The organism is Mycobacterium sp. E1747 (genome assembly GCF_001667775.1).
GTDB lineage: Bacteria > Actinomycetota > Actinomycetes > Mycobacteriales > Mycobacteriaceae > Mycobacterium.
On the sequence record NZ_LZJI01000228.1, the window covers coordinates 1 to 20,071 of the forward strand.

The window sequence follows — 20,071 nt, forward strand, 5'->3', positions numbered from 1 at the left end:
CCCGAGCGCGGCCGAGCCGGCTGGCCCGCCGCCGCCCCCACCGCCGGTGACCGACGTGATCAACGCCCTTCGGGCGTCGGCCGACAGCGCCAGCCGCCTGGTGGCCGGCGAATCGGGTTACCGGGCCGGGCTGCTGGCGTCCATCATCGCGTCCTGCACGGCGTCGTACACGGTCGCCCTGGTACCCGGGGGCCCGTCGATATGAGCTCCAGCTCGATATGACATCAGGAAAAGACGCCGACAACGCGGCGCTGTGCGACGCGCTGGCCATCGAACACTCGACGATCTACGGCTACGGCATGGTCTCGGCGCTGTCGCCGCCCAGCGTGAACGGCATGGTGGTGGAGGCCCTGTTGCAGCACCGCCAGCGCCGCGACGACGTGATCGCGATGCTGACCGCCCGCAAGGTCAATGCCCCGGTCGCCGCCCCCGGCTACCAGCTGCCGATGCTGATCGGCAGCGCCGCGGACGCGGCACGCCTGGCCGCCCGGATGGAGAACGACTGCGCGTCGGCATGGCGGGTGGTGATCGAGCACGCCGAGACCGCCGACGACCGCGCCTTCTCCTCGACGGCCCTGACGCAGAGCGCCGTGATGGCCGCCCGCTGGAACCGCGTGCTGGGCGCGTGGCCCATCACGACGAGCTTCCCGGGCGGAAACGACTAGCCGCAAGGGATTTCGAGCGCTACCCGCTCAGCGCGGCCGCGACGTCGGTGGCCAGCGACGGCCCGGTGGCCAGCTCACGCGTCTGCCCGCTGAAGCGGTCACGCAGCTCGACGACGCCGTTGCCCCAGCCGCGGCCCACCACCAGAATCCGCGGCACGCCCAGCAACTCGGCATCCTTGAACTTCACCCCCGGGGAGGCCTGACGGTCATCGAGCAGCACCTGGACGCCCAACCGGTCCAGGTCGGCGGCCAGCTCGGTGGCTCCGGTGCGCGCGTCCGCGTCCTTGTTGGCGATCACGAGGTGCACGTCGAACGGCGAGACCGCCGCGGGCCAGCGCAGCCCCAGCTCGTCATGGTGTTGCTCGGCGATCACCGCCACCATCCGCGAAACCCCGAGGCCGTAAGAGCCCATGGTCAACCGCACCGGCTTGCCGTCCTCACCGAGCACGTCGGCGGTGAAGGCGTCGGTGTATTTGCGGCCGAGCTGGAAGATGTGCGCGACCTCGATCCCCCGCGCCGACACCAGCGGGCCGGCGCCGTCGGGGGACGGATCGCCGTCGCGCACCTCGGCGGCCTCGATGGTGCCGTCGGCGGTGAAATCCCGCCCCGCCACCAGGCCGACGACGTGCCGGCCGGGCTCGTCGGCCCCGGTGATCCAGCTGGTGCCGTCCACCACCCTGGGGTCGACGAGGTAGCGAACCCCGTTGTCCTGCAGTGCTTTCGGACCGATGTAACCCTTCACCAGGAACGGATACTTGGCGAAGTCGGTGTCGTCGAGCAACGCGTATTCGGCCGGCTCGAGCGCCGCGCCCAGCCGCTTGTCGTCGACCTCACGATCGCCGGGCAGTCCGATGGCCAGCAGTTCCGGATCCCCGCCGGGTTGGCGCACCTTGAGCAAGACGTTCTTCAGGGTGTCGGCCGCAGTGACGGTGCGGCCAAGGCCGGCGGAGTTGGCCCAGTCCACCAGTGTGGCGATGGTCGGGGTGTCACCGGTGTCGTGCACCACCGGCTCCGGCAACCCATCGATGGGCTTGGCCTCCGGGCGGGCGGTGACGACGGCCTCGACGTTGGCCGCGTAGCCCGATTCCAGGCAGCGCACGAAGGTGTCTTCGCCGACCGGGCTCTCGGCCAGGAACTCCTCCGAGGCGCTGCCGCCCATCGCCCCCGAGACCGCGGAGACGATCACGTAGCGCACCTGGAGCCGGTTGAGGATGCGCTGGTAGGCCTCCCGGTGCGCGTGGTAGGCGGCCTTGAGTCCGGCGTCGTCGATGTCGAAGGAGTAGGAGTCCTTCATGACGAACTCGCGCACCCGCAGGATCCCCGCCCGCGGCCGCGCCTCGTCACGGTACTTGTTCTGGATTTGATACAGCAGCACCGGAAAGTCTTTGTAGGAGCTGTATTCGCCCTTGACGGTCAGGGTGAACACCTCCTCGTGCGTCGGCCCGAGCAGGTAGTCGTTGCCGCGGCGGTCCTTGAGCCGGAACACGCCGTCGCCGTACTCGGTCCATCGGTTCGTCGTCTCGTACGGCGCGCGCGGCAGCAGTGCGGGAAACAGGATCTCCTGCCCGCCGATCGCGTCCATCTCCTCGCGGACGACGCGCTCGATCCGGCGCAGCACCTTGAGGCCGAGCGGCAGCCAGCTGTACAGCCCGGGCGCGACGGGCCGGACGTAGCCGGCCCGGATCAGGAGTTTGTGGCTGGGCACTTCGGCGTCAGCGGGATCGTCGCGCAACGTGCGCACAAAGAGCTCGGACATCCGGGTAATCACAGCGGGCCAGCCTAACTTGTCGGGGGCGGGCGCAGAGCGTCAGCACAGCCCGGTGCTTAGGGACATGCGAGCCTTCGGGAATTTGATATCGCGGGCGCTATCAAATACGGCGAGCACCGAATGGTTCTCGACCCGCCTCGGCGTTAGCGGTGAAACCCGTTGAGCTACAGCTCGCCGGCGTCGATCGCTTCCTTGACCTCTTGTGCGTGGGCCACCTGCGCGGGCGTGTAGCCGATCAGCAGCGCCGCACCACCGACGATGACGGCCACCCCGGCCACCCACAGCAGGCCGTAGGTATAGCCCTGGTCGAGCGCGTGCAGCTGGAGGTCGTTCATCACCTTCACCGGGCCGGTGGTGCCGCCCAGGTAGAGCGTGCGCGAGGTGATGACGGCCTGGATGACGGCCAGCACCAGGGGGCCGCCGAGGCTCTGCAGCATCAACGCGATCGCCGACACGGGGCCGATCTGGTCGAAACCGACCCCGGCGATGGCCGACAGCGTCAGCGGGACGACGCAGATGCCGATGCCGATGCCGCCGACGATGATGGGCAGCACCAGGTTGGGGAAGTAGGGCACGCCGCGGTGCATGAACCCCCAGCCGTAGAGCATCGCCCAGAACAGCAGGATGCCGCCGCCGATGGTCAGCACCCGGGGCGAGAACCGCGACACCAGCTGTGACGAAACGCCCAGGCCGATCCCCATCGCGATGACGAACGGGATGAAGCCGACGCCGGCGCGCAGCGCGCTGTAGCCGAGGATGTCCTGGACGTACAGGCCGATGCACACGGTGAGGCTGAACATCAACCCGCCGGCGAGGAAGATCGCGGCGAACGTGAACAGCCGGTTGTGGTCGCGGAACAGGTCGAATGGGACGACCGGGTTTTCGGCGGTGCGCTCCACGATGACGAACGCCAGCGCCGCGCCCATCGCCACCACACCTGAGCCGATGGTGGTGATCGACACCCAGCCCTTCTCCGGCCCCATCGAGAAGGCGTAGACGGCGGCGGTGCAGGCCAGCGTGGCCAGCATGGCCCCGGTCGCGTCGAGTTTCATCCGCTCACGGTTGGTCTCGCGCAGCGCGGTGCGGGCCAGGTAGATCATCACCAGCCCGATCGGCACGTTCACCAGGAAGGCCAGCCGCCAGGAAACCTCGGTCAGCGCCCCGCCGACCACCAGGCCCATCACCGAACCGATGGCGGTCATGGCGGCGAACACCGCCGTCGCGAAGTTACGGGCCGGGCCCTTGGGGAAGGTGGTCGCGACCAGTGCCAGTCCGGTCGGCGAGGCGATGGCGGAGCCGACGCCCTGCGAGAGCCGCGCGATGACCATCGTCGCCTCATCCCAGGCGACCGCGCACAGGACCGAAGAGATGGTGAATAGTGCGACGCCGACGATGAAGGTGCGCTTGCGCCCGATGGTGTCGCCCAGCCGGCCACCCAGCAGCATCAGCCCGCCGAACGTGAGCACGTAAGCGGTGATCACCCAGCTGCGGCCCGCGTCGGACAGGCTCAGTTCGTTCTGGATTCTGGGCAGCGCGACGATGGCGACGGTGCTGTCCATGGTCGCCAGCAACTGCATACCGCCGATGGCGATCACGGCCGCGATGAAGCGACGGGAAGGCAGCCAGGCCGGGTAGTACTTGCTGATGCGAGTGGAGGCGGTCTCCGCCGGGCGCGAGGAGCGCGCCGGGGCCGGACGATCGGGGCGCGCGGACGTGAAGTTCCGCATCGCGCGCTCGGTTTCGTTGAGGGCCGTCATAAAGGATTACCTTACAGTAATCTTAAGAATTGTTTAAAGCCCGAAAGCGGCCACCGGCCCGATCACGATGATCGCGGGAGGTCGGATGCCTTCGGCGCGGATCTTTTCGGGCGTGTCGGCGAGAGTCGCCCGCAAAGTCTGCTGCGCGGCCGTGGTCCCATGTTGGACCACCAGAACGGGAGTATCCGCAGGTCGGCCGCCCTTTATCAGCACATCGGCGAAAAGTTCGATGCGCTCCACGGCCATCAGCAACACGATGGTCCCGGACATCGCGGCCAATGCATTCCAATTCACTAACGATTCGGGATGGTTGGGCGCCAGATGGCCGCTGACCACCACGAATTCGTGATTTGTGGCCCGGTGCGTGACCGGAACGCCGGCCAGGGCGGGCACCCCTATGGCGCTGGTCACACCCGGCACCACGGTGACCGGGATTCCGGCGTCGACGCACGCCAGCACTTCCTCGTAGCCACGGGCGAAGACGAACGGGTCCCCGCCCTTGAGGCGGACGACGAACTTCCCGGAGCGGGCGCGCTCGATCATGACGTCGTTGATGGCGTCCTGCGCCATCGCCCGCCCGTAGGGGATCTTGGCGGCGTCGATGACCTCCACATGGGGCGGCAGCTCGGCCAGCAGCTCCGGCGGTGCGAGCCGATCGGCGACGACGACGTCGGCGTGGGCCAGCAGCCGGCGCCCGCGCACTGTGATCAGTTCGGGGTCACCGGGTCCCCCGCCGACCAGTGCCACCCCGCCGCGCGCCGCGTCGGAGCTCACGGCGCTGTCCGGCGCGATGAGTCCGGTTTGCAGCGCTTCCCGGATGGCCGAGCGGATCGCCGCGGAGCGGCGGTGCTCGCCGCCGGCCAGCACGCCGACCGATAATCCTTCGTAGCGGAAGGACGCCGGTGTCACCGCGGTTCCCTCCACGGCGATGTCGGCGCGGACGCAGAATAGGTGGCGCCGTTCGGCCTCGGCGACGACGGCCGCATTCACTTGGGGGTCGTTGGTGGCCGCGATCGCGTACCAGGCTCCGTCGAGGTCACCGTCGCGGTATTCGCGCAGGGACAACGTGATTCCGGCCATCGCCTCGACCGACCTGGTGGCGCTGCGGGAGATGACGTGGACGTCCGCGCCGCTGGCGATGAGCAGGGGCAGCCGGCGCTGGGCGACCGACCCGCCGCCGACCACCACTACCTTCTTGCCGTCCAGGCGCAGCCCGGCGAGGTAGGCGTTCTCGGTCACCCGGCAAGCCTAGTGGCGACCGCGAGCGCGGCGACAACGCCGGGCGCTGCGGGTCGCCACCATCGGAACTAGTGGCGACCGCGAGCGCGACAACGCCGGGCGCTGCGGGTCGCCACCATCGGTACTAGACGGAAGGCATGCGGCGGGCGGCCGCGTGTGCGACGAACCGCGCGACGGCGTGCGGCGCCGCGGCCGGATGGGTGTGCAGGTACGACGCGTGCACGCCGGCGTGCACGACGCCGTCTCGCACCGCGTCCACGTCGTTGCCGCGGTACACCCACGCGGGTTGGTAACCATCACTGAAAGTGACTGCGGTCCGGTGGAATTCGTGTCCCACCGCCCGCTGCCCGGCGGCGTACAGCGGCGAGTCGGCCACGGCGACGGCGTCGCGATAGGCCAGCGTCAGGTGCGGGGTGAACCGCGCCGCCCCGGCCAGCACCCCGCACATCGGCTGGCCGTCGAGCTCGGTGGCCAGGTAGATGAGGCCGGCGCATTCGGCGTGGATCGGCGCGCCCGCGGCGGCCAGCTCGTTGATCTGCCGGCGCACCACCTCGTTGGCCGACAGCTCGGCGGTGAACTGTTCCGGGAAGCCGCCGGGCAGCACCACCGCGTCGGTGTCGTCGGGCAATGGGTCAGCGAGCGGGTCGAATTCGACCACGTCGGCGCCGGCGGCCCGAAGGAGCTCGGCGTGTTCGGCATAGGCGAAGGTGAACGCCTTGCCCGCCGCCACCGCCACGGTGGCGCGCCGGCCGGGGGCCTCCCCCACCACCGTCGCCGGGTCCCACGCCTGGCCCTCGCGGCTCGCGGCGACCGCCGCCACGGCCGCCAGGTCGACGTGGCGCGCGACCAGGTCGGTCATCGCCTCGACCGCAAGCCGCGCGCGCCGCCCGTACTCCACCGCGGTAACGAGGCCCAAATACCTTGTCGGCAATTCCAATTCGGCGGCCCGCGGGATGGCGCCCAGCACCGCGACGCCAGCTTGCTCGCAGGCCTGCCGCAGCACGTGTTCGTGCCGGGCCGAACCGACCCGGTTGAGGATCACGCCGCGGACCCGCGTCGCGGGGTCGAAGGTCGAAAACCCGTGCAGCAGTGCGGCGACGCTGTGGCTCTGCCCGCGGGCGTCGACCACGAGGATCACGGCTGCGCCCAACAGAGCGGCCACGTGCGCGGTGGAGCCCTCGGCGGGGCCGGTCGCGGCGGGGCCGATCCGCCCGTCGAAGAGTCCCATCACCCCTTCGATCACCGCGATGTCCGCGCCGCCGGCCCCGTGGGCGTACAGCGGGCCGACGAGGTCCTCGCCGACCAGCACCGGGTCGAGGTTGCGGCCGCGACGCCCGGCGGCCAGGCCGTGATAGCCGGGGTCGATGAAGTCCGGACCGACTTTGAACGGCGCGACGACATGACCCGCGCGCCGCAGGGCGCCGATCAAACCCGTTGCAACGGTAGTCTTTCCGCTGCCCGACGCCGGCGCGGCGACCACGACGGCGGGGACACTCACCACTCGATGCCCTTCTGCCCCTTGCGGCCCGCGTCCATCGGGTGCTTGACCTTGGTCATCTCGGTGACGAGGTCGGCGGCCTCGATCAGCCGCTGCGGGGCGTCGCGCCCGGTGATGACGACGTGCTGGTGGCCGGGCCGAGCCAGCAGCGTGTCCACCACCCCGTCGACATCCACCCATCCCCATTTCAGCGGGTAGGTGAACTCGTCCAACACGTAGAAGTCGTGGCGCTGCTCGGCGAGCCGACGCGTGATCTCCGCCCATCCGTCGGCGGCGGCGGTCGCGTGATCGAGCTCGCTGCCCGCCTTGCGCGACCACGACCAACCCGAGCCCATCTTGTGCCATTCGACGGGCCCACCGACGTTGTGCTGCTGGTGCAGTTGACCGAGGCGGGCGAAGGCGGCTTCCTCCCCCACCTTCCATTTCGCGCTCTTGACGAACTGGAACACGGCGACGGAGAGCCCGACGTTCCAGGCGCGCAACGCCATTCCGAATGCCGCGGTCGACTTTCCCTTGCCCGTGCCGGTGTGCACCGCCAAGACCGGGGTGTTGCGCCGCGCCCTGGTGCTCAGCCCGTCGTCGGGCACCTGGACTGGTCGGCCTTGGGGCATCAGCGTTTACCTTCTCAGGCCGCGTTTCGCACGGCGCGTGTCAGGGAGTCCGCGTGTAACTGCTCGAGGCGCACCGCCGGGGCGCCGAGGTGGCGCGCCAGCTGCGCGGCCAAACCCAGCCGCACGTACGACGTTTCGCAGTCCACGACCACCGCGGCGACGCCCTCGGCCACCAGGCGGGCGGCCGCCGCCCGGCTGCGGCCCAACGGGTCGGGTCCGGCCGTGGCCCGGCCATCGGTGAGCACCACCACCAGGGACCGCCGGGCACGGTCGCGCGCCTTTTCCCGCACGATCAGTTCCCGCGCGGCGAGCAGGCCCTCGGCCAAAGGGGTCTTGCCGCCGGTGTCGAACCGGGCCAGTCGCCGGCCGGCGATGTGCGCCGACGACGTCGGGGGCAACAGCAGCCTGGCCTCGTGCTGGCGGAAGGTGATCACGGCGACCTTGTCGCGGCGCTGGTAGGCGTCGCGCAGCAGCGACAACGTCGCCCCACTGACCGCGGCCATGCGATCGCGCGCCGCCATCGATCCCGAGGCGTCCACGACGAAGATGACCAGGTTGCCTTCGCGCCCCTCGCGGATCGCCCGTCGCACGTCGTCCGGGCCCGGCCGCAATGGCCCGGTGCCGGCGCGCTCGGCGGCCGAGAGCAGGGTGGCGAACAGGTGCAGCCCGTGCGGGCCGGAGTTCGTGTCGTCGCCCCCGGCCGCCGCGACCACGCTGCCGGTCGCGTTGCGCGCCCGCGAGCGCCGCCCGGGCGCGCCGACGCCGACCCCGGGCACCGTCAGCGCGCGGGCGCGGAAGGTCTTCGACGGTGGCGCGCTGGGGCGCGGCGGTTGCGGCTTCTGCGTGGACGACGAATTCGGTTGCTCCGCAGTTCCTTCCGCGGACTGACCGCCGACCGGCGGGTCGGGGTCGGGTTCGGAATCGTCGTCACCGGCTTGCGCCAGCGCCTCGTCGAGCTGGTCGCGGTCGATGCCCGGGTCGTCGAACGGGTCGCGGCGGCGCCGATGGGGCAACGCCAGCTCGGCGGCCACCCGGACGTCCTGTTCTTCGACGGCCTTGACTCCGCGCCAGGCGGCGTGCGCGGCCGCGGTGCGGGCCACCACCAGGTCCGCGCGCATCCCGTCGACGTCGAACGCCGCGCACACCGCCGCGATGCGCCGTAATTCGTTGTCCGGCACCGCCACCTCGCCGACGAGCGCCCGGGCGTCGGCGATGCGCCGGGCCAGTTCCGCCTCGGCGTCGGCGTACCGCTCGACGAACGCGTCGGGGTCCGCCTCGTAGGCCATGCGCTGCCGGACCACCTCCACCCGCACGTCGACGTCGCGCGAGGCGTGTACGTCGACGGTGAGACCAAACCGGTCCAGCAGCTGCGGACGCAGTTCGCCTTCCTCCGGGTTCATGGTGCCGATGAGGACAAACCGCGCCTCGTGGGAATGGGAGATACCGTCACGCTCGATGTGCACCCGACCCATGGCCGCGGCGTCGAGCAGCACGTCCACCAGATGGTCATGCAGCAGGTTGACCTCGTCGACGTAAAGCACGCCGCCGTGCGCGCGGGCCAACAGCCCCGGCGAGAACGCGTGCTCGCCGTCGCGCAGCACCCGCTGCAGGTCCAGCGAGCCGATCACCCGGTCTTCGGTTGCGCCGAGCGGCATTTCGACGAGACCTGCCCCTTCGCCGTCGGTCGCGGCGGACAACAGCGCCGCCAGGCCGCGCACGGCCGTCGACTTGGCGGTGCCCTTCTCGCCCCGGATCAGCGCACCGCCGATCTCCGGGCGCACGGCGCACAGCAACAGCGCAAGGCGCAGCTGCTCGTGCCCGACGATCGCGCTGAACGGATACGGCTTCACGGCAACTCCGTGAGGCGGGGAGCGGGGCGCGAGGGCTTGAGCATCGGCACGTGCGGAATGCCATCATCGACGAAATCCTCGCCGGCGCGGACGAATCCGTGCCGGGCGTACATGTCGGCCAGGTACGTCTGCGCGTCGATCCGGCACGGGTAGTCGCCCACCTCGGCGAGGGCGGCCCGCAGCAGCCGGGTGGTGTGACCCTGCCCGCGCGCGCTGCGTTTGGTGCACAACCGGCCGATCCGGAACGTCTTCTGGCCGCCGGCGTGTTCCTCCATCAACCGCAGCGTGCAAATCACCTCGCCGTCGTCGGTCTCCAACCAGAAGTGCCGGGTCTCGGCGAGCAGATCGCGTCCGTCCAGCTCCGGGTACGGGCAGGCCTGCTCCACCACGAACACCTCCACCCGCAGCTTCAGCAGCTCGTAAAGAGTTTGTGCGCCAAGATCTTTGGCCCAGGACCGACGCAACGCTTCACTCATGACCGAACCCCCGAATCGGACTTCAACCCCAGCACCTCATTGCTGAAGGACCACACCTCGTCGTACAACGCCGGCTCGCGGGACAGCTCGACGCCCAGCGAGGGCACCATCTCTTTGAGTCTCGGCAGCCAGGAGCGATAGCGGTCGGCGAAGCAGCGCTCGAGAACGTCGAGCATGGCGGCCACCGCCGTCGACGCCCCCGGCGAGCCGCCCAGCAGCCCGGCGATGCTGCCGTCGGCAGCCGAGATCACGGTGGTGCTGAAGTCCAACACGCCTCCCTTGCGTCGGTCCCGACGGATGACCTGCACACGTTGACCGGCCACCGTCAGCTCCCAGTCGGAATCGACTGCGCTGGGGGCGAATTCGCGCAGCACGTCGATGCGGTCGGGTTCGGAAAGCCGCAGTTGGCCGAGCAGGTAGTTGACCAGCGTCAGCTGGGTGAGCCCGACACCGAGCATGGACAAGGCGTTGTCCGGCTTCACCGAGCGCGGCAGGTCCGACAGGCGGCCGTGCTTCAAGAACTTCGGCGACCACCCGGCGTACGGGCCGAACACCAACCACGACTTGCCGTTGACGAACCGCAGATCCAGGTGCAGCGCGCCCAGTGGCGGGGCCCCCGGCGCCGGAACCCCGTACACCTTGGCCCGGTGGGCCGCGGTGAGCGCCGGGTTGTCGGTGCGCAGGAACCGGCCGCCGATCGGGAACCCGGCGAAGCCCCTGACCTCCTCGATGCCGGACTTCTGTAGCAACGGCAGCGCGTCGCCACCGGCGCCGACGAAGACGAATCTGGCGTTCAGCCGGTGCTTTTCGCCGGTGCGGCGATTGCGAATCAGCAGCGTCCAGCCGCCGTCCGATTGCCGGGTCAGGTCGCGGACCTCGTGGCCGAAGAACGCGGTCGCCCCGCCCTGCACGCAATAGCCGATGAGCTGGCGCGCCAGCGCACCGAAGTCGACATCGGTGCCGTGGGGAGCCCAGTTGAGCGCGGTCGGCTCGGAGAAGTCACGCTTGGCGGCCATCAACGGCAGCCGGCGGGCGAACTCGTCGGCGTCATCGATGAATTCGGTGCCGGCGAACAGCGGGTTGGCCGCCAACGCCCGTTGCCGGCGACGCAAGAACTCGACGCGCTGCGCCCCGCGAACGAAGCTCACGTGCGGGATCGGGTTGCAGAAGCCGGTGTCGGTCAGGATCCCGTTCTGGACGGCATACGCCCAGAATTGCCGGGTCACCTGGAACTGCTCATTGATCCGTACCGCTTTGGTGATGTCGATCGAGCCGTCGGGAGTCTGCGGGGTGTAGTTGAGCTCGCACAGCGCCGAATGCCCGGTACCGGCGTTATTCCAGGGACTGCTGCTCTCCGCCGCGACGGCGTCCAGCCGTTCGACGATGGTCATCGACCAGTCGGGCTGCAGCCGGCGCAGCAACGCGCCCAGCGTCGCGCTCATGATGCCCGCGCCCACCAGCACGACGTCCGCGCGTGCGGCTCGGGCTAGCGACGACACCTGTTCCTGGTCCTTTCCTCGACTGGGCCGGTCCCCAGGCTATCCCGAGCGGTACCGGTCGCGAACGGTGTGCGCCTCCCCGCGACCAGCAAAACCTCTAAGCTGGCCTCGTGACTGGCTGGGTGCCCGATGTCCTGCCCGGTTATTGGCAGCGCACCATCCCCCTCGGGCCCGACCCGGTCGGCGAGGGCGAGATCGTCGCCACGCTGATCCGGCGCGGCGAGCCCACCGGCCCCCCGGCGACCGGCCACGCGGTGCTCGCCGTGCACGGCTACACCGACTACTTCTTCAACACCGCCCTGGCCGATCACTTCGCCGACCGCGGCTTCGCCTTCTACGCGCTGGACCTCCAGAAATGCGGGCGCTCGCGTCGCGACGGTCAGACGCCGCACTTCATCACCAATCTCGAGCACTATGACGCCGAGCTCGAACACGCGCTGGGGGCAATCCGCGACCAGGACCGGCCCGCCAAGGTCTTGGTGTACGGCCATTCCTCCGGCGGGCTCATCGTGTCGTTGTGGTTGGACCGGCTTCGCCGGCGCGATGCCGCGGCGCACGCCGGGATCGGGGGTTTGGTGCTCAACAGCCCGTTCCTGGACCTGCACGGCCCGGCGGTCCTGCGCCATTCGGTGACCTCGGCGCTGATCGCGGGCCTGTCCCGGGTGCGGGCCAAGGGGGTGGTCCGGACACCCACCGAGGGCGGCTACGGCACCACGCTGCACCGCGACTACCACGGCGAGTTCGACTACGACCTGCAGTGGAAACCGGTGGGGGGCTTTCCCATCACGCTCGGCTGGCTGCACGCCATCCGCCGTGGCCACGCCCGGCTGCACCGCGGGTTGGATGTCGGGGTGCCCAATCTGATCCTGCGTTCGGATCACACCGTGCGGGAAACCAGTGACGCGGCGTCCATGCAGCGCGGCGACGCGGTTCTCGACGTCACCCAGATCGCCCGGCGGGCCGGCTGCATCGGGAACCACAGCACCATCGTTCCGATCGACGACGCCAAACACGACGTGTTCCTGTCGCTGCCGCAGCCGCGGCAGGCGGCCTATCGCCAGCTCGACCGCTGGCTGGACCACTACCTCAACGCCGACCGCACCTCTTCGAAGCAGGGGTGACGGGGTGGAGACTTACGACATCGCGATTATCGGAAGCGGCTCGGGCAACAGCCTTCTCGACGATCGCTTCATCGGCAAGCGGGTGGCGCTGTGCGAGCATGGCACGTTCGGCGGCACCTGCCTCAACGTCGGCTGCATCCCGACCAAGATGTTCGTCTACGCCGCCGAGGTCGCCACGACGATCCGGGACGCGGCGCGCTACGGGGTCGATGCGCACCTCGACCGGGTGCGCTGGGACGACATCGTCTCGCGCATCTTCGGGCGCATCGATCCGATCTCGATGAGCGGCGAAGATTATCGCCGGGCATCACCCAATGTCGACTTGTACAGCCAGCACGTGCGATTCGGGCCGGTTCAGCCCGACGGGCGCTACCTCTTGCACACCGGCACCGGTGAGGAGTTCACCGCCGATCAGGTGGTGATCGCGACGGGGTCGCGGCCGGTCATCCCGCCCGCGATCCTCGACTGCGGCGTCGCGTATCACACCAGCGATACGATCATGCGGATCCCGGAGTTGCCCGAGCACCTCGTGATCGTTGGAAGTGGCTTCGTAGCAGCAGAATTCGCCCACCTCTTCTCCGCTCTCGGCGTGCGGGTGACGCTGGTGATCCGGGGCGGCACGCTGCTGCGGCACTGCGACGACACCCTCTGTAAACGCTTCACCCGCATCGCCGCGGCCAAATGGGAACTGCGCACCCACCGCAACGTCGTGGGCGGCACCAGCCACGACTCCGGCGTCGCCCTGCGGCTGGACGACGGGTCGACCCTGAACGCCGACCTGCTGCTGGTCGCGACCGGCCGCGTCCCCAACGCCGACCTGCTGGACGCCGAACAGGCGGGCGTCGACGTCGTGGATGGCCGGGTGGTGGTCGACGAATACCAACGCACGTCCGCCCGCGGCGTTTTCGCCCTCGGCGACGTTTCCTCGCCCTACCAGCTCAAGCACGTCGCCAACCACGAGGCCCGCGTCGTGCGGCACAACATCCTGTGCGACTGGGACGACACCGATGCGATGGTCATCACCGATCACCGCTACGTGCCGTCGGCGGTGTTCACCGATCCCCAGCTGGCGGCCGTCGGACTGACCGAAAACCAGGCTATGGCAAGGGGATTCGACATCTCGGTCGCGATACACAACTACGGCGACGTAGCCTACGGCTGGGCCATGGAGGACACCACCGGAATAGTCAAGCTGATCGCTGAGCGGAGCACCGGGCGCCTGTTGGGCGCGCACGTCATGGGCCCCCAGGCATCGTCGATCATCCAGCCGCTGATCCAGGCGATGAGCTTCGGGCTGACCGCCCCGGAGATGGCCCGCGGGCAGTACTGGATTCATCCGGCGCTGCCGGAAGTGGTCGAAAATGCGCTACTGGATCTGGGCTAGACGGGGACGCCACCGTCAGCGCCCGGAACGTTTGAGCGGCCGCTTGTCGTCCTGGCACTGGGGGCACAGCCCGTGCAGCGTGAGGCCCGCGGCCTCCGAGAGCGCGAAGCAACTGCCCGCCATCGCGTGCTCGAGCGCCGAGCTGAGCTGCCGGGCGGGCACCTCGATGATCGAGCCGCACTCGGTACACACGGCGTGGTGGTGCGGCGCGGTGGCCATCCCGTAGGTGGTGACGCCGCCGTCGAGGGTCAGCGCGTGCAGCATCCCCTGCCCGACGAGGGTGGTCACCGTGCGATAGATGGTCGCGACGTCAGGGGCATGGGCGCCGTGCGGCAATGCCGCCCGCACCCGCTCGTGGATCTCGGCGACCGGCAGGTGCCCGTCGACGGGCTCGAGCACCGCCAGCACCTGGATCCGCGAGGACATCCGCCGCAGCCCCCGGGCGCGCAACAGATCACCGATCCGCGCCTCGACGGAGGGGTCCAGATCCGACGGCTTGGGCGTCATCCGCCCAGTGTCGCGCCGCTCCGCGGGGCGCGCCAGTTTTCGGCCGAATTCGCCTCCCGGATCGGGAACCCGGTGTCCTGCGACCGACTTGCATCTAGCCTGCAACAGCACATACAGTCGTGCCGGTTGTTCCCTCCTTCCCGGAAGGACCCCAGTGGCCAGTACCGAGCTCGGCCAGCGGCCGTCATGGCCGGCCAAGGTTCGCAGCGCGCTGACCGCGGCGGAGTGGTGGCGCCTGGCCTCGATGCTGGCGATCATCGTCGCGCTCCATCTGGTCGGCTGGCTCACCTTGGTGGCCCTGGTCGCCCCCGCACAACTGAGCCTCGGCGGCAAGGCATTTGGCGTGGGCGTCGGGCTGACCGCCTACACCCTGGGCCTGCGGCACGCTTTCGATGCCGACCACATCGCCGCCATCGACAACACCACCCGCAAGCTGATGAATGACGGGCAGCGCCCGCTCGCCGTCGGATTCTTCTTCTCACTTGGCCATTCCACGGTGGTCTTCGCGCTGGCGATCCTGCTGGCGTCCGGGGTCAAGACGATTGTCGGGCCGGTCCGGGACGACTCGTCTGGGCTGCACCATTACACGGGGCTGATCGGTACCGGCGTTTCCGGCATATTCCTCTATGCCATCGCCCTGCTCAACGTCGTCGTACTGGTGGGCATCTTGCGGGTGTTCGCGCGGCTGCGCCGCGGCGACTACGACCACGAAACCGACGGCGCCGAACTCGAACGGCAGCTGGACAACCGGGGGCTGATGAACCGGTTCCTCGGCCGCTTCACCAAATCGATAACCAAGTCGTGGCACTCCTATCCCGTCGGGGTGCTGTTTGGCCTTGGCTTCGACACGGCGACCGAGATCGCGCTGCTGGTGCTGGCCGGCACCAGCGCCGCCGCCGGACTGCCGTGGTACGCCATCCTGTGTCTGCCCGTGCTGTTCACCGCCGGCATGTGCCTGCTGGACACGATCGACGGCTCGTTCATGAACTTCGCCTACGGCTGGGCCTTTTCCAACCCGGTCCGCAAGATCTACTACAACATCACCATCACCGCTCTGTCGGTCGTGGTCGCGCTGCTGATCGGCACCGTCGAACTCCTCACCCTGTTCGCCGAGCAGTTCGGGTGGCGCGGCGCATTCTGGAACTGGATCGGCGAGTTGGACCTCAACACCGTCGGCTATTTCATCGTGGGCGCGTTCGTCATCACCTGGGCAGTGGCCGTGCTGGTCTGGCGCTACGGCCGGCTGGAACAGAAGTGGACGTCCTCGCCCTGACACTGCTGCGCACCCCGGGCGTTCGGTGTAGAACAGTGCTCATGAGCCTGCGGCGGACGCCGGTGATCGGCGGTGCATGAGCTGTCGCTGTGCGAAGCCATCGCCGATGTGGCCAAGACCCACGCCGGCGGTCGGCACGTCGACGTGGTGCGGGTGCGGATCGGGGCGCTGCGCCAGGTGGTACCCGAATCGCTTTCGTTCTGCTGGACTCTGGTGCGCGACGCCGAGAACATGCCGGAGGCCGAGCTGGAGCTCGAGTGCGTCGGCGCCGAGGTGAACTGTCGCGCCTGCGGGCGGCGATCGGAGATCACCTCCGCCTGGTCGATCTGGTGCCCGCAGTGCGAAAGCTCCGACGTCGAGGTTCTGCACGGCAACGAATTCTTGGTGACGTCGCTGGACGTCTCATGAAAAGCGGCTCTTCCGAACGGATTTGACCATGGGCAGATTTCATCGGCATGACGACGGGACGGTGCACACCCACGAGCACGACGATCCGGATCACCAGCACGCCGACCATGGCCAGTACCGGACCGGCAAGCAGCGGGTCGACGTGCTGGAGGCGATCTTCGCCGAGAACGACCTGTTGGCCGATGCGAACCGGGCGGCGTTCGAGAGCAACGGCGTGCGCACGCTCAACCTGATGAGCTCGCCCGGATCGGGCAAGACGACCATCCTGCAGGCCACACTCGACGAGCTCGCCGGCGAGCGTGCCATCGGGGTGATCGAAGGCGACATCGCCACCGATCTCGACGCGGCCAAGCTTCGGGGGCGCGGCGCCCAGATCTCACTGCTCAACACCAGCAACGGTTTTGGCGGTGAATGCCACCTCGATGCGCCGATGGTCAACCGCGCCCTGCCCGGTCTCGATCTTCCCGCGCTGGACCTGGTGATCATCGAGAACGTCGGCAACCTGGTCTGCCCGGCGGAGTTCGACGTCGGCGAGCACGCCAAGGCCATGGTGTACTCGGTGACCGAGGGCGAGGACAAGCCGCTGAAGTATCCGGTGATGTTCCGTTCCGTGGATGTGGTGCTGCTCAACAAGATTGACTTGGTTCCTCACCTCGACGCGGACGTCGCTGAATACATCGCTCACGTGCGTAAGGTCAATCGACGGCGACGATCCTGCCGCTCAGTGCGCGCACCGGAGCCGGAATGGCCGCGTGGTTCGGCTGGCTGCGGCGATTCGCCGCGGAGCCGGCGGCCTGACCGGGCGTTCTGCAAGCTATTCGCATGATCCCCGGGGCCGCCGGCCTGTCCGCCGGCGCCCGCGCCGCGGGGCGAAATACTATGCAATGGTTGTCTAACTAGTTGGTGTCGCAGAACCGTTGACACGCTCGGCGGCAAGGAGTAGACCCAAAAAATAGCGCTGCGCAAGTGGGCCGACGGTCGACTCCGGCGGCGTAGGGGTCTCTCAGCCCGGCCCCGGAAAGCTGCAGCATGCCAACAGAAGCAGCAGTCAAAGCAGAAGAAGCATTGATCCACGTTCTTTGGATTAATGCGGGGCTCAGTTGTGATGGCGATTCGGTGGCGTTGACTGCCGCCACCCAACCGACGGTCGAGGAGATCGCCCTGGGAGCTCTACCGGGGCTTCCGAAGGTCGCCGTGCACTGGCCCCTAATCGATTTCGAATGCGGCCCCAATGGCGGGGCGGACGACTTCTTGTCGTGGTTCTTCAAGGCCGACCGCGGTGAGCTCGAACCTTTCGTGCTCGTCGTCGAAGGATCCATCCCCAACGAGAAGCTCAAAGACGAGGGCTACTGGTGCGGGTTCGGCAACGACCCCGCCACCGGCCAGCCGATGACCACCAGCGAGTGGCTCGACCGGCTGGCGCCCAAGGCCACCGCGGTCGTCGCGGTCGGGACCTGCGCCACCTACGGCGGCATCCACGCCATGGCCGGCAATCCAACGGGGGCGATGGGGGTGCCCGACTACCTCGGGTGGGAGTGGAAGAGCAAGGCCGGCATCCCGATCGTGTGCGTGCCCGGTTGCCCGATCCATCCCGACAATCTGTCGGAGACGCTGACCTACCTGCTCTACATGGCGACCGGTCAGGCGCCGATGATTCCGCTCGACGACGCCCTGCGCCCCAAGTGGTTGTTCGGCAACACCGTCCACGAGGGTTGTGACCGGGCCGGATACTACGAGCAGGGCGACTTCGCCACCGACTACGGATCGCCGAAATGCATTGTCAAACTGGGCTGTTGGGGCCCGGTGGTCAAGTGCAACGTGCCCAAGCGCGGATGGATCAACGGTGTCGGCGGCTGCCCCAACGTGGGTGGCATCTGCATCGGGTGCACCATGCCGGGCTTCCCCGACAAGTTCATGCCCTTCATGGACGAACCGCCGGGCGGCAAGTTATCGAGCACCGCGTCGGGACTGTACGGCACCGTGATTCGCAATTTGAGGGGTATCACGGGTCGCACCGTCGACAAGGAGCCGCGCTGGCGCCACAACGGCGATCAACTAACCACCGGGGCGCGCCGCACCTGGTAGGCCACTTCGGCCACCGGGTCGGCGCGCTCCGTTCTCATCACAGAAGCCCTCGGGGCGGAGAGCGGTACTGCAATGGCAACCATCACCCCTGAACCCATGCACGCCAACCGGGAACCCAGCCAACTCGTCGACATGGCCTGGGATCCCATCACCAGAATCGTCGGCAGCCTGGGTATCTATACCAAGATCGACTTCAAGAACCGACAGGTCGTCGAGTGCCACAGCACCTCGTCGATCTTCCGCGGCTACTCGATCTTCATGAAGGGCAAGGATCCTCGCGACGCGCACTTCATCACCAGCCGCATCTGTGGAATCTGCGGCGACAACCACGCCACCTGCTCGTGCTACGCGCAGAACATGGCCTACGGGGTCAAGCCACCGCACCTCGGCGAGTGGATCGTCAACCTGGGCGAGGCCGCGGAATACATGTTCGACCACAACATCTTCCAGGAGAACCTGGTCGGCGTCGACTTCTGCGAGAAGATGGTCTCCGAGACCAACCCGAGCGTCCTGGCCCAGGCGGAGAAGACGCCCGCGCCGCAGGCGGGCGCGCACGGGTACCGGACGATCGCCGACATCATGCGGTCGCTCAACCCGTTCAGCGGCGAGTTCTACCGCGAGGCGCTGGCGGTCAGCCGCTGGACGCGAGAGATGTTCTGCCTCATGGAGGGTCGCCATGTGCACCCGTCCACGCTGTACCCCGGCGGGGTCGGCACCGTCGCGACCATCCAGTTGATGACCGACTACATGACCCGGCTGATGCGCTATGTGGAGTTCATGAAGAAGGTCGTGCCGATGCACGACGACCTGTTCGACTTCTTCTACACCGCACTGCCCGGTTACGAGAACGTCGGACTGCGCCGCACCCTGCTCGGCTGCTGGGGCTCGTTCCAGGACCCCGAGGTGTGCAACTTCGCGTACAAGGACATGGAGCGCTGGGGGAACGCGATGTTCGTGACCCCGGGCGTCGTGGTCGACGGCAAACTCGTCACCCACTCGCTGGTCGACATCAACCTGGGCATCCGGATCCTTTTGGGCAGTTCGTATTACGACGACTGGACCGACCAGGAGATGTTCGTCAAGACCGATCCGCTGGGCAACACGGTGGACCGGCGCCACCCGTGGAATCAGCACACCAACCCACATCCGCAGAAGCGGGACTTAGACGGCGGCAAGTACAGCTGGGTGATGTCGCCGCGCTGGTTCGACGGCAAGGACCACCTGGCGCTGGACACCGGCGGCGGTCCGTTGGCCCGGTTGTGGGCGACCGCACTGGCCGGCCTCGTCGACATCGGCTACGTCAAGGCAACCGGGAACAGCGTCAAGATCAACCTGCCGAAGACCGCGCTCAAGGGCCCGGTGGAACTGGAGTGGAAGGTCCCCAAGTACGGCAGCAACACCATCGAACGCGACCGCGCGCGCACCTATTTCCAGGCCTACGCGGCCGCGTGCGGGCTGTACTTCGCCGAGAAGGCGCTCGAGGAGATCCGCGCCGGGCGCACCAAGACGTGGGAACGCTTCGAGGTGCCAGACGAGGCCATCGGGTGCGGGTTCACCGAGGCGGTTCGCGGTGTGCTCAGCCACCACCTGGTGATCCGGGACGGCAAGATCGCCAACTATCATCCATACCCGCCCACCCCGTGGAACGCCAACCCCCGCGACAGCTACGGCACGCCGGGCCCGTACGAGGATGCGGTGCAAGGCCAGCCGATCTTCGAAGAGAACGGCCGGGAGAACTTCAAGGGCATCGACGTGATGCGCACGGTGCGCAGCTTCGATCCGTGCCTGCCCTGCGGTGTGCACATGTACCTGGGTAAGGGCAAGACCCTCGACAGACTGCACACACCGACACAGTCACCCGCCGGCGGTGATGACTGCAAGCTCGGCGAAGCCGGGCGCAGCAGGTCATCACAATCGATGGAGTGAGTCA

Annotated in this window: 16 protein-coding genes and 2 pseudogenes; 9 read left to right on the plus strand and 9 right to left on the minus strand. The window is 68.4% G+C overall.

Translation table 11 applies throughout. The features are described 5' to 3' along the window. Together A5695_RS23980 and A5695_RS23985 are read left to right on the plus strand one after the other, a co-directional pair. Positions 1-205, plus strand: a pseudogene (locus tag A5695_RS23980) (hypothetical protein); the annotation flags it as partial. Between the two features lie 13 nt (positions 206-218). After that, positions 219-665 carry a ferritin-like domain-containing protein gene (locus A5695_RS23985; RefSeq protein WP_068088317.1) on the plus strand — a complete coding sequence of 149 codons (447 nt, stop codon included), beginning with the start codon at positions 219-221 and terminating at the stop codon, positions 663-665. Between the two features lie 19 nt (positions 666-684). Here the strand turns inward: A5695_RS23985 and A5695_RS23990 are convergent, their stop codons facing one another. The 8 genes from A5695_RS23990 to mqo all read right to left on the minus strand — a co-directional run bounded on the left by A5695_RS23990 (position 685) and on the right by mqo (position 11,363). Further along, complete coding sequence (locus A5695_RS23990; RefSeq protein WP_068088320.1) at positions 685-2,433, minus strand: proline--tRNA ligase; 1,749 nt, start codon at positions 2,431-2,433, stop codon at positions 685-687. A gap of 164 nt (positions 2,434-2,597) precedes the next feature. Next, positions 2,598-4,190: an MFS transporter gene (locus tag A5695_RS23995; RefSeq protein ID WP_068088323.1), complete on the minus strand. Its 1,593-nt coding sequence runs from the start codon at positions 4,188-4,190 to the stop codon at positions 2,598-2,600. Between the two features lie 33 nt (positions 4,191-4,223). After that, complete coding sequence (gene cobA, locus A5695_RS24000) at positions 4,224-5,429, minus strand: uroporphyrinogen-III C-methyltransferase (RefSeq protein WP_068088326.1); 1,206 nt, start codon at positions 5,427-5,429, stop codon at positions 4,224-4,226. Between the two features lie 124 nt (positions 5,430-5,553). Then, positions 5,554-6,927, minus strand: a complete 1,374-nt coding sequence (locus A5695_RS24005) for a cobyrinate a,c-diamide synthase (RefSeq protein ID WP_068088329.1) — start codon at positions 6,925-6,927, stop codon at positions 5,554-5,556. After that, a complete protein-coding gene (gene cobO, locus A5695_RS24010; protein WP_068088332.1) occupies positions 6,924-7,538 on the minus strand; it encodes a cob(I)yrinic acid a,c-diamide adenosyltransferase in 615 nt (204 codons plus the stop codon). The genes A5695_RS24005 and cobO overlap by 4 nt, the downstream gene beginning before the upstream one ends. Positions 7,539-7,552: 14 nt before the next feature. Further along, positions 7,553-9,388, minus strand: coding sequence for a magnesium chelatase subunit D family protein (locus tag A5695_RS24015; RefSeq protein WP_068088335.1), 1,836 nt, complete (start codon positions 9,386-9,388; stop codon positions 7,553-7,555). After that, positions 9,385-9,864, minus strand: a complete 480-nt coding sequence (locus A5695_RS24020; protein WP_068088338.1) for a GNAT family N-acetyltransferase — start codon at positions 9,862-9,864, stop codon at positions 9,385-9,387. The genes A5695_RS24015 and A5695_RS24020 overlap by 4 nt, the downstream gene beginning before the upstream one ends. Continuing rightward, entirely contained in the window at positions 9,861-11,363 is a 1,503-nt protein-coding gene (gene mqo / locus A5695_RS24025) for a malate dehydrogenase (quinone) (protein WP_082946270.1), read from the minus strand. The genes A5695_RS24020 and mqo overlap by 4 nt, the downstream gene beginning before the upstream one ends. A 110-nt stretch (positions 11,364-11,473) precedes the next feature. Between mqo and A5695_RS24030 the strand changes: the two genes are divergently transcribed. Both A5695_RS24030 and mtr read left to right on the plus strand, forming a co-directional pair. Further along, the gene (locus A5695_RS24030) at positions 11,474-12,484 is read left to right on the plus strand and encodes an alpha/beta hydrolase (RefSeq protein ID WP_231974960.1); all 1,011 of its coding nucleotides are present in this window, start codon (positions 11,474-11,476) and stop codon (positions 12,482-12,484) included. Between the two features lie 4 nt (positions 12,485-12,488). Next, positions 12,489-13,868, plus strand: a complete 1,380-nt coding sequence (gene mtr, locus A5695_RS24035; RefSeq protein ID WP_068088343.1) for a mycothione reductase — start codon at positions 12,489-12,491, stop codon at positions 13,866-13,868. A 15-nt stretch (positions 13,869-13,883) separates the two neighbouring features. Here the strand turns inward: mtr and A5695_RS24040 are convergent, their stop codons facing one another. Continuing rightward, complete coding sequence (locus A5695_RS24040) at positions 13,884-14,375, minus strand: Fur family transcriptional regulator (RefSeq protein WP_068088346.1); 492 nt, start codon at positions 14,373-14,375, stop codon at positions 13,884-13,886. A gap of 154 nt (positions 14,376-14,529) precedes the next feature. On the opposite strand from A5695_RS24040, the gene A5695_RS24045 reads away from it, so the two are divergent. From A5695_RS24045 to A5695_RS24065, 5 genes and pseudogenes are all read left to right on the plus strand, one after another. Further along, positions 14,530-15,648 carry a HoxN/HupN/NixA family nickel/cobalt transporter gene (locus tag A5695_RS24045; RefSeq protein WP_068088349.1) on the plus strand — a complete coding sequence of 373 codons (1,119 nt, stop codon included), beginning with the start codon at positions 14,530-14,532 and terminating at the stop codon, positions 15,646-15,648. 72 nt (positions 15,649-15,720) lie between these two features. Further along, positions 15,721-16,056: a hydrogenase maturation nickel metallochaperone HypA gene (locus A5695_RS24050; protein WP_068088354.1), complete on the plus strand. Its 336-nt coding sequence runs from the start codon at positions 15,721-15,723 to the stop codon at positions 16,054-16,056. 28 nt (positions 16,057-16,084) lie between these two features. After that, positions 16,085-16,854: pseudogene (hypB, locus tag A5695_RS24055) on the plus strand (hydrogenase nickel incorporation protein HypB). 231 nt (positions 16,855-17,085) lie between these two features. Further along, complete coding sequence (locus tag A5695_RS24060; protein WP_068088357.1) at positions 17,086-18,141, plus strand: hydrogenase expression protein HypE; 1,056 nt, start codon at positions 17,086-17,088, stop codon at positions 18,139-18,141. 72 nt (positions 18,142-18,213) lie between these two features. After that, on the plus strand, positions 18,214-20,067 hold the full coding sequence (locus A5695_RS24065) for a nickel-dependent hydrogenase large subunit (RefSeq protein WP_068088360.1): 1,854 nt from the start codon (positions 18,214-18,216) through the stop codon (positions 20,065-20,067). Positions 20,068-20,071 lie beyond the last annotated feature (4 nt).

Bases quoted from the DNA above. Each gene is read 5' to 3' on its own strand.
- A5695_RS23985 (WP_068088317.1), top strand. From the start codon at position 219: ATGACATCAGGAAAAGACGCCGACAACGCGGCGCTGTGCGACGCGCTG.
- A5695_RS23995 (WP_068088323.1), bottom strand. From the start codon at position 4,190: ATGACGGCCCTCAACGAAACCGAGCGCGCGATGCGGAACTTCACGTCC.
- cobO (WP_068088332.1), bottom strand. From the start codon at position 7,538: ATGCCCCAAGGCCGACCAGTCCAGGTGCCCGACGACGGGCTGAGCACC.
- A5695_RS24020 (WP_068088338.1), bottom strand. From the start codon at position 9,864: ATGAGTGAAGCGTTGCGTCGGTCCTGGGCCAAAGATCTTGGCGCACAA.
- A5695_RS24040 (WP_068088346.1), bottom strand. From the start codon at position 14,375: ATGACGCCCAAGCCGTCGGATCTGGACCCCTCCGTCGAGGCGCGGATC.
- A5695_RS24060 (WP_068088357.1), top strand. From the start codon at position 17,086: ATGCCAACAGAAGCAGCAGTCAAAGCAGAAGAAGCATTGATCCACGTT.
- A5695_RS24065 (WP_068088360.1), top strand. From the start codon at position 18,214: ATGGCAACCATCACCCCTGAACCCATGCACGCCAACCGGGAACCCAGC.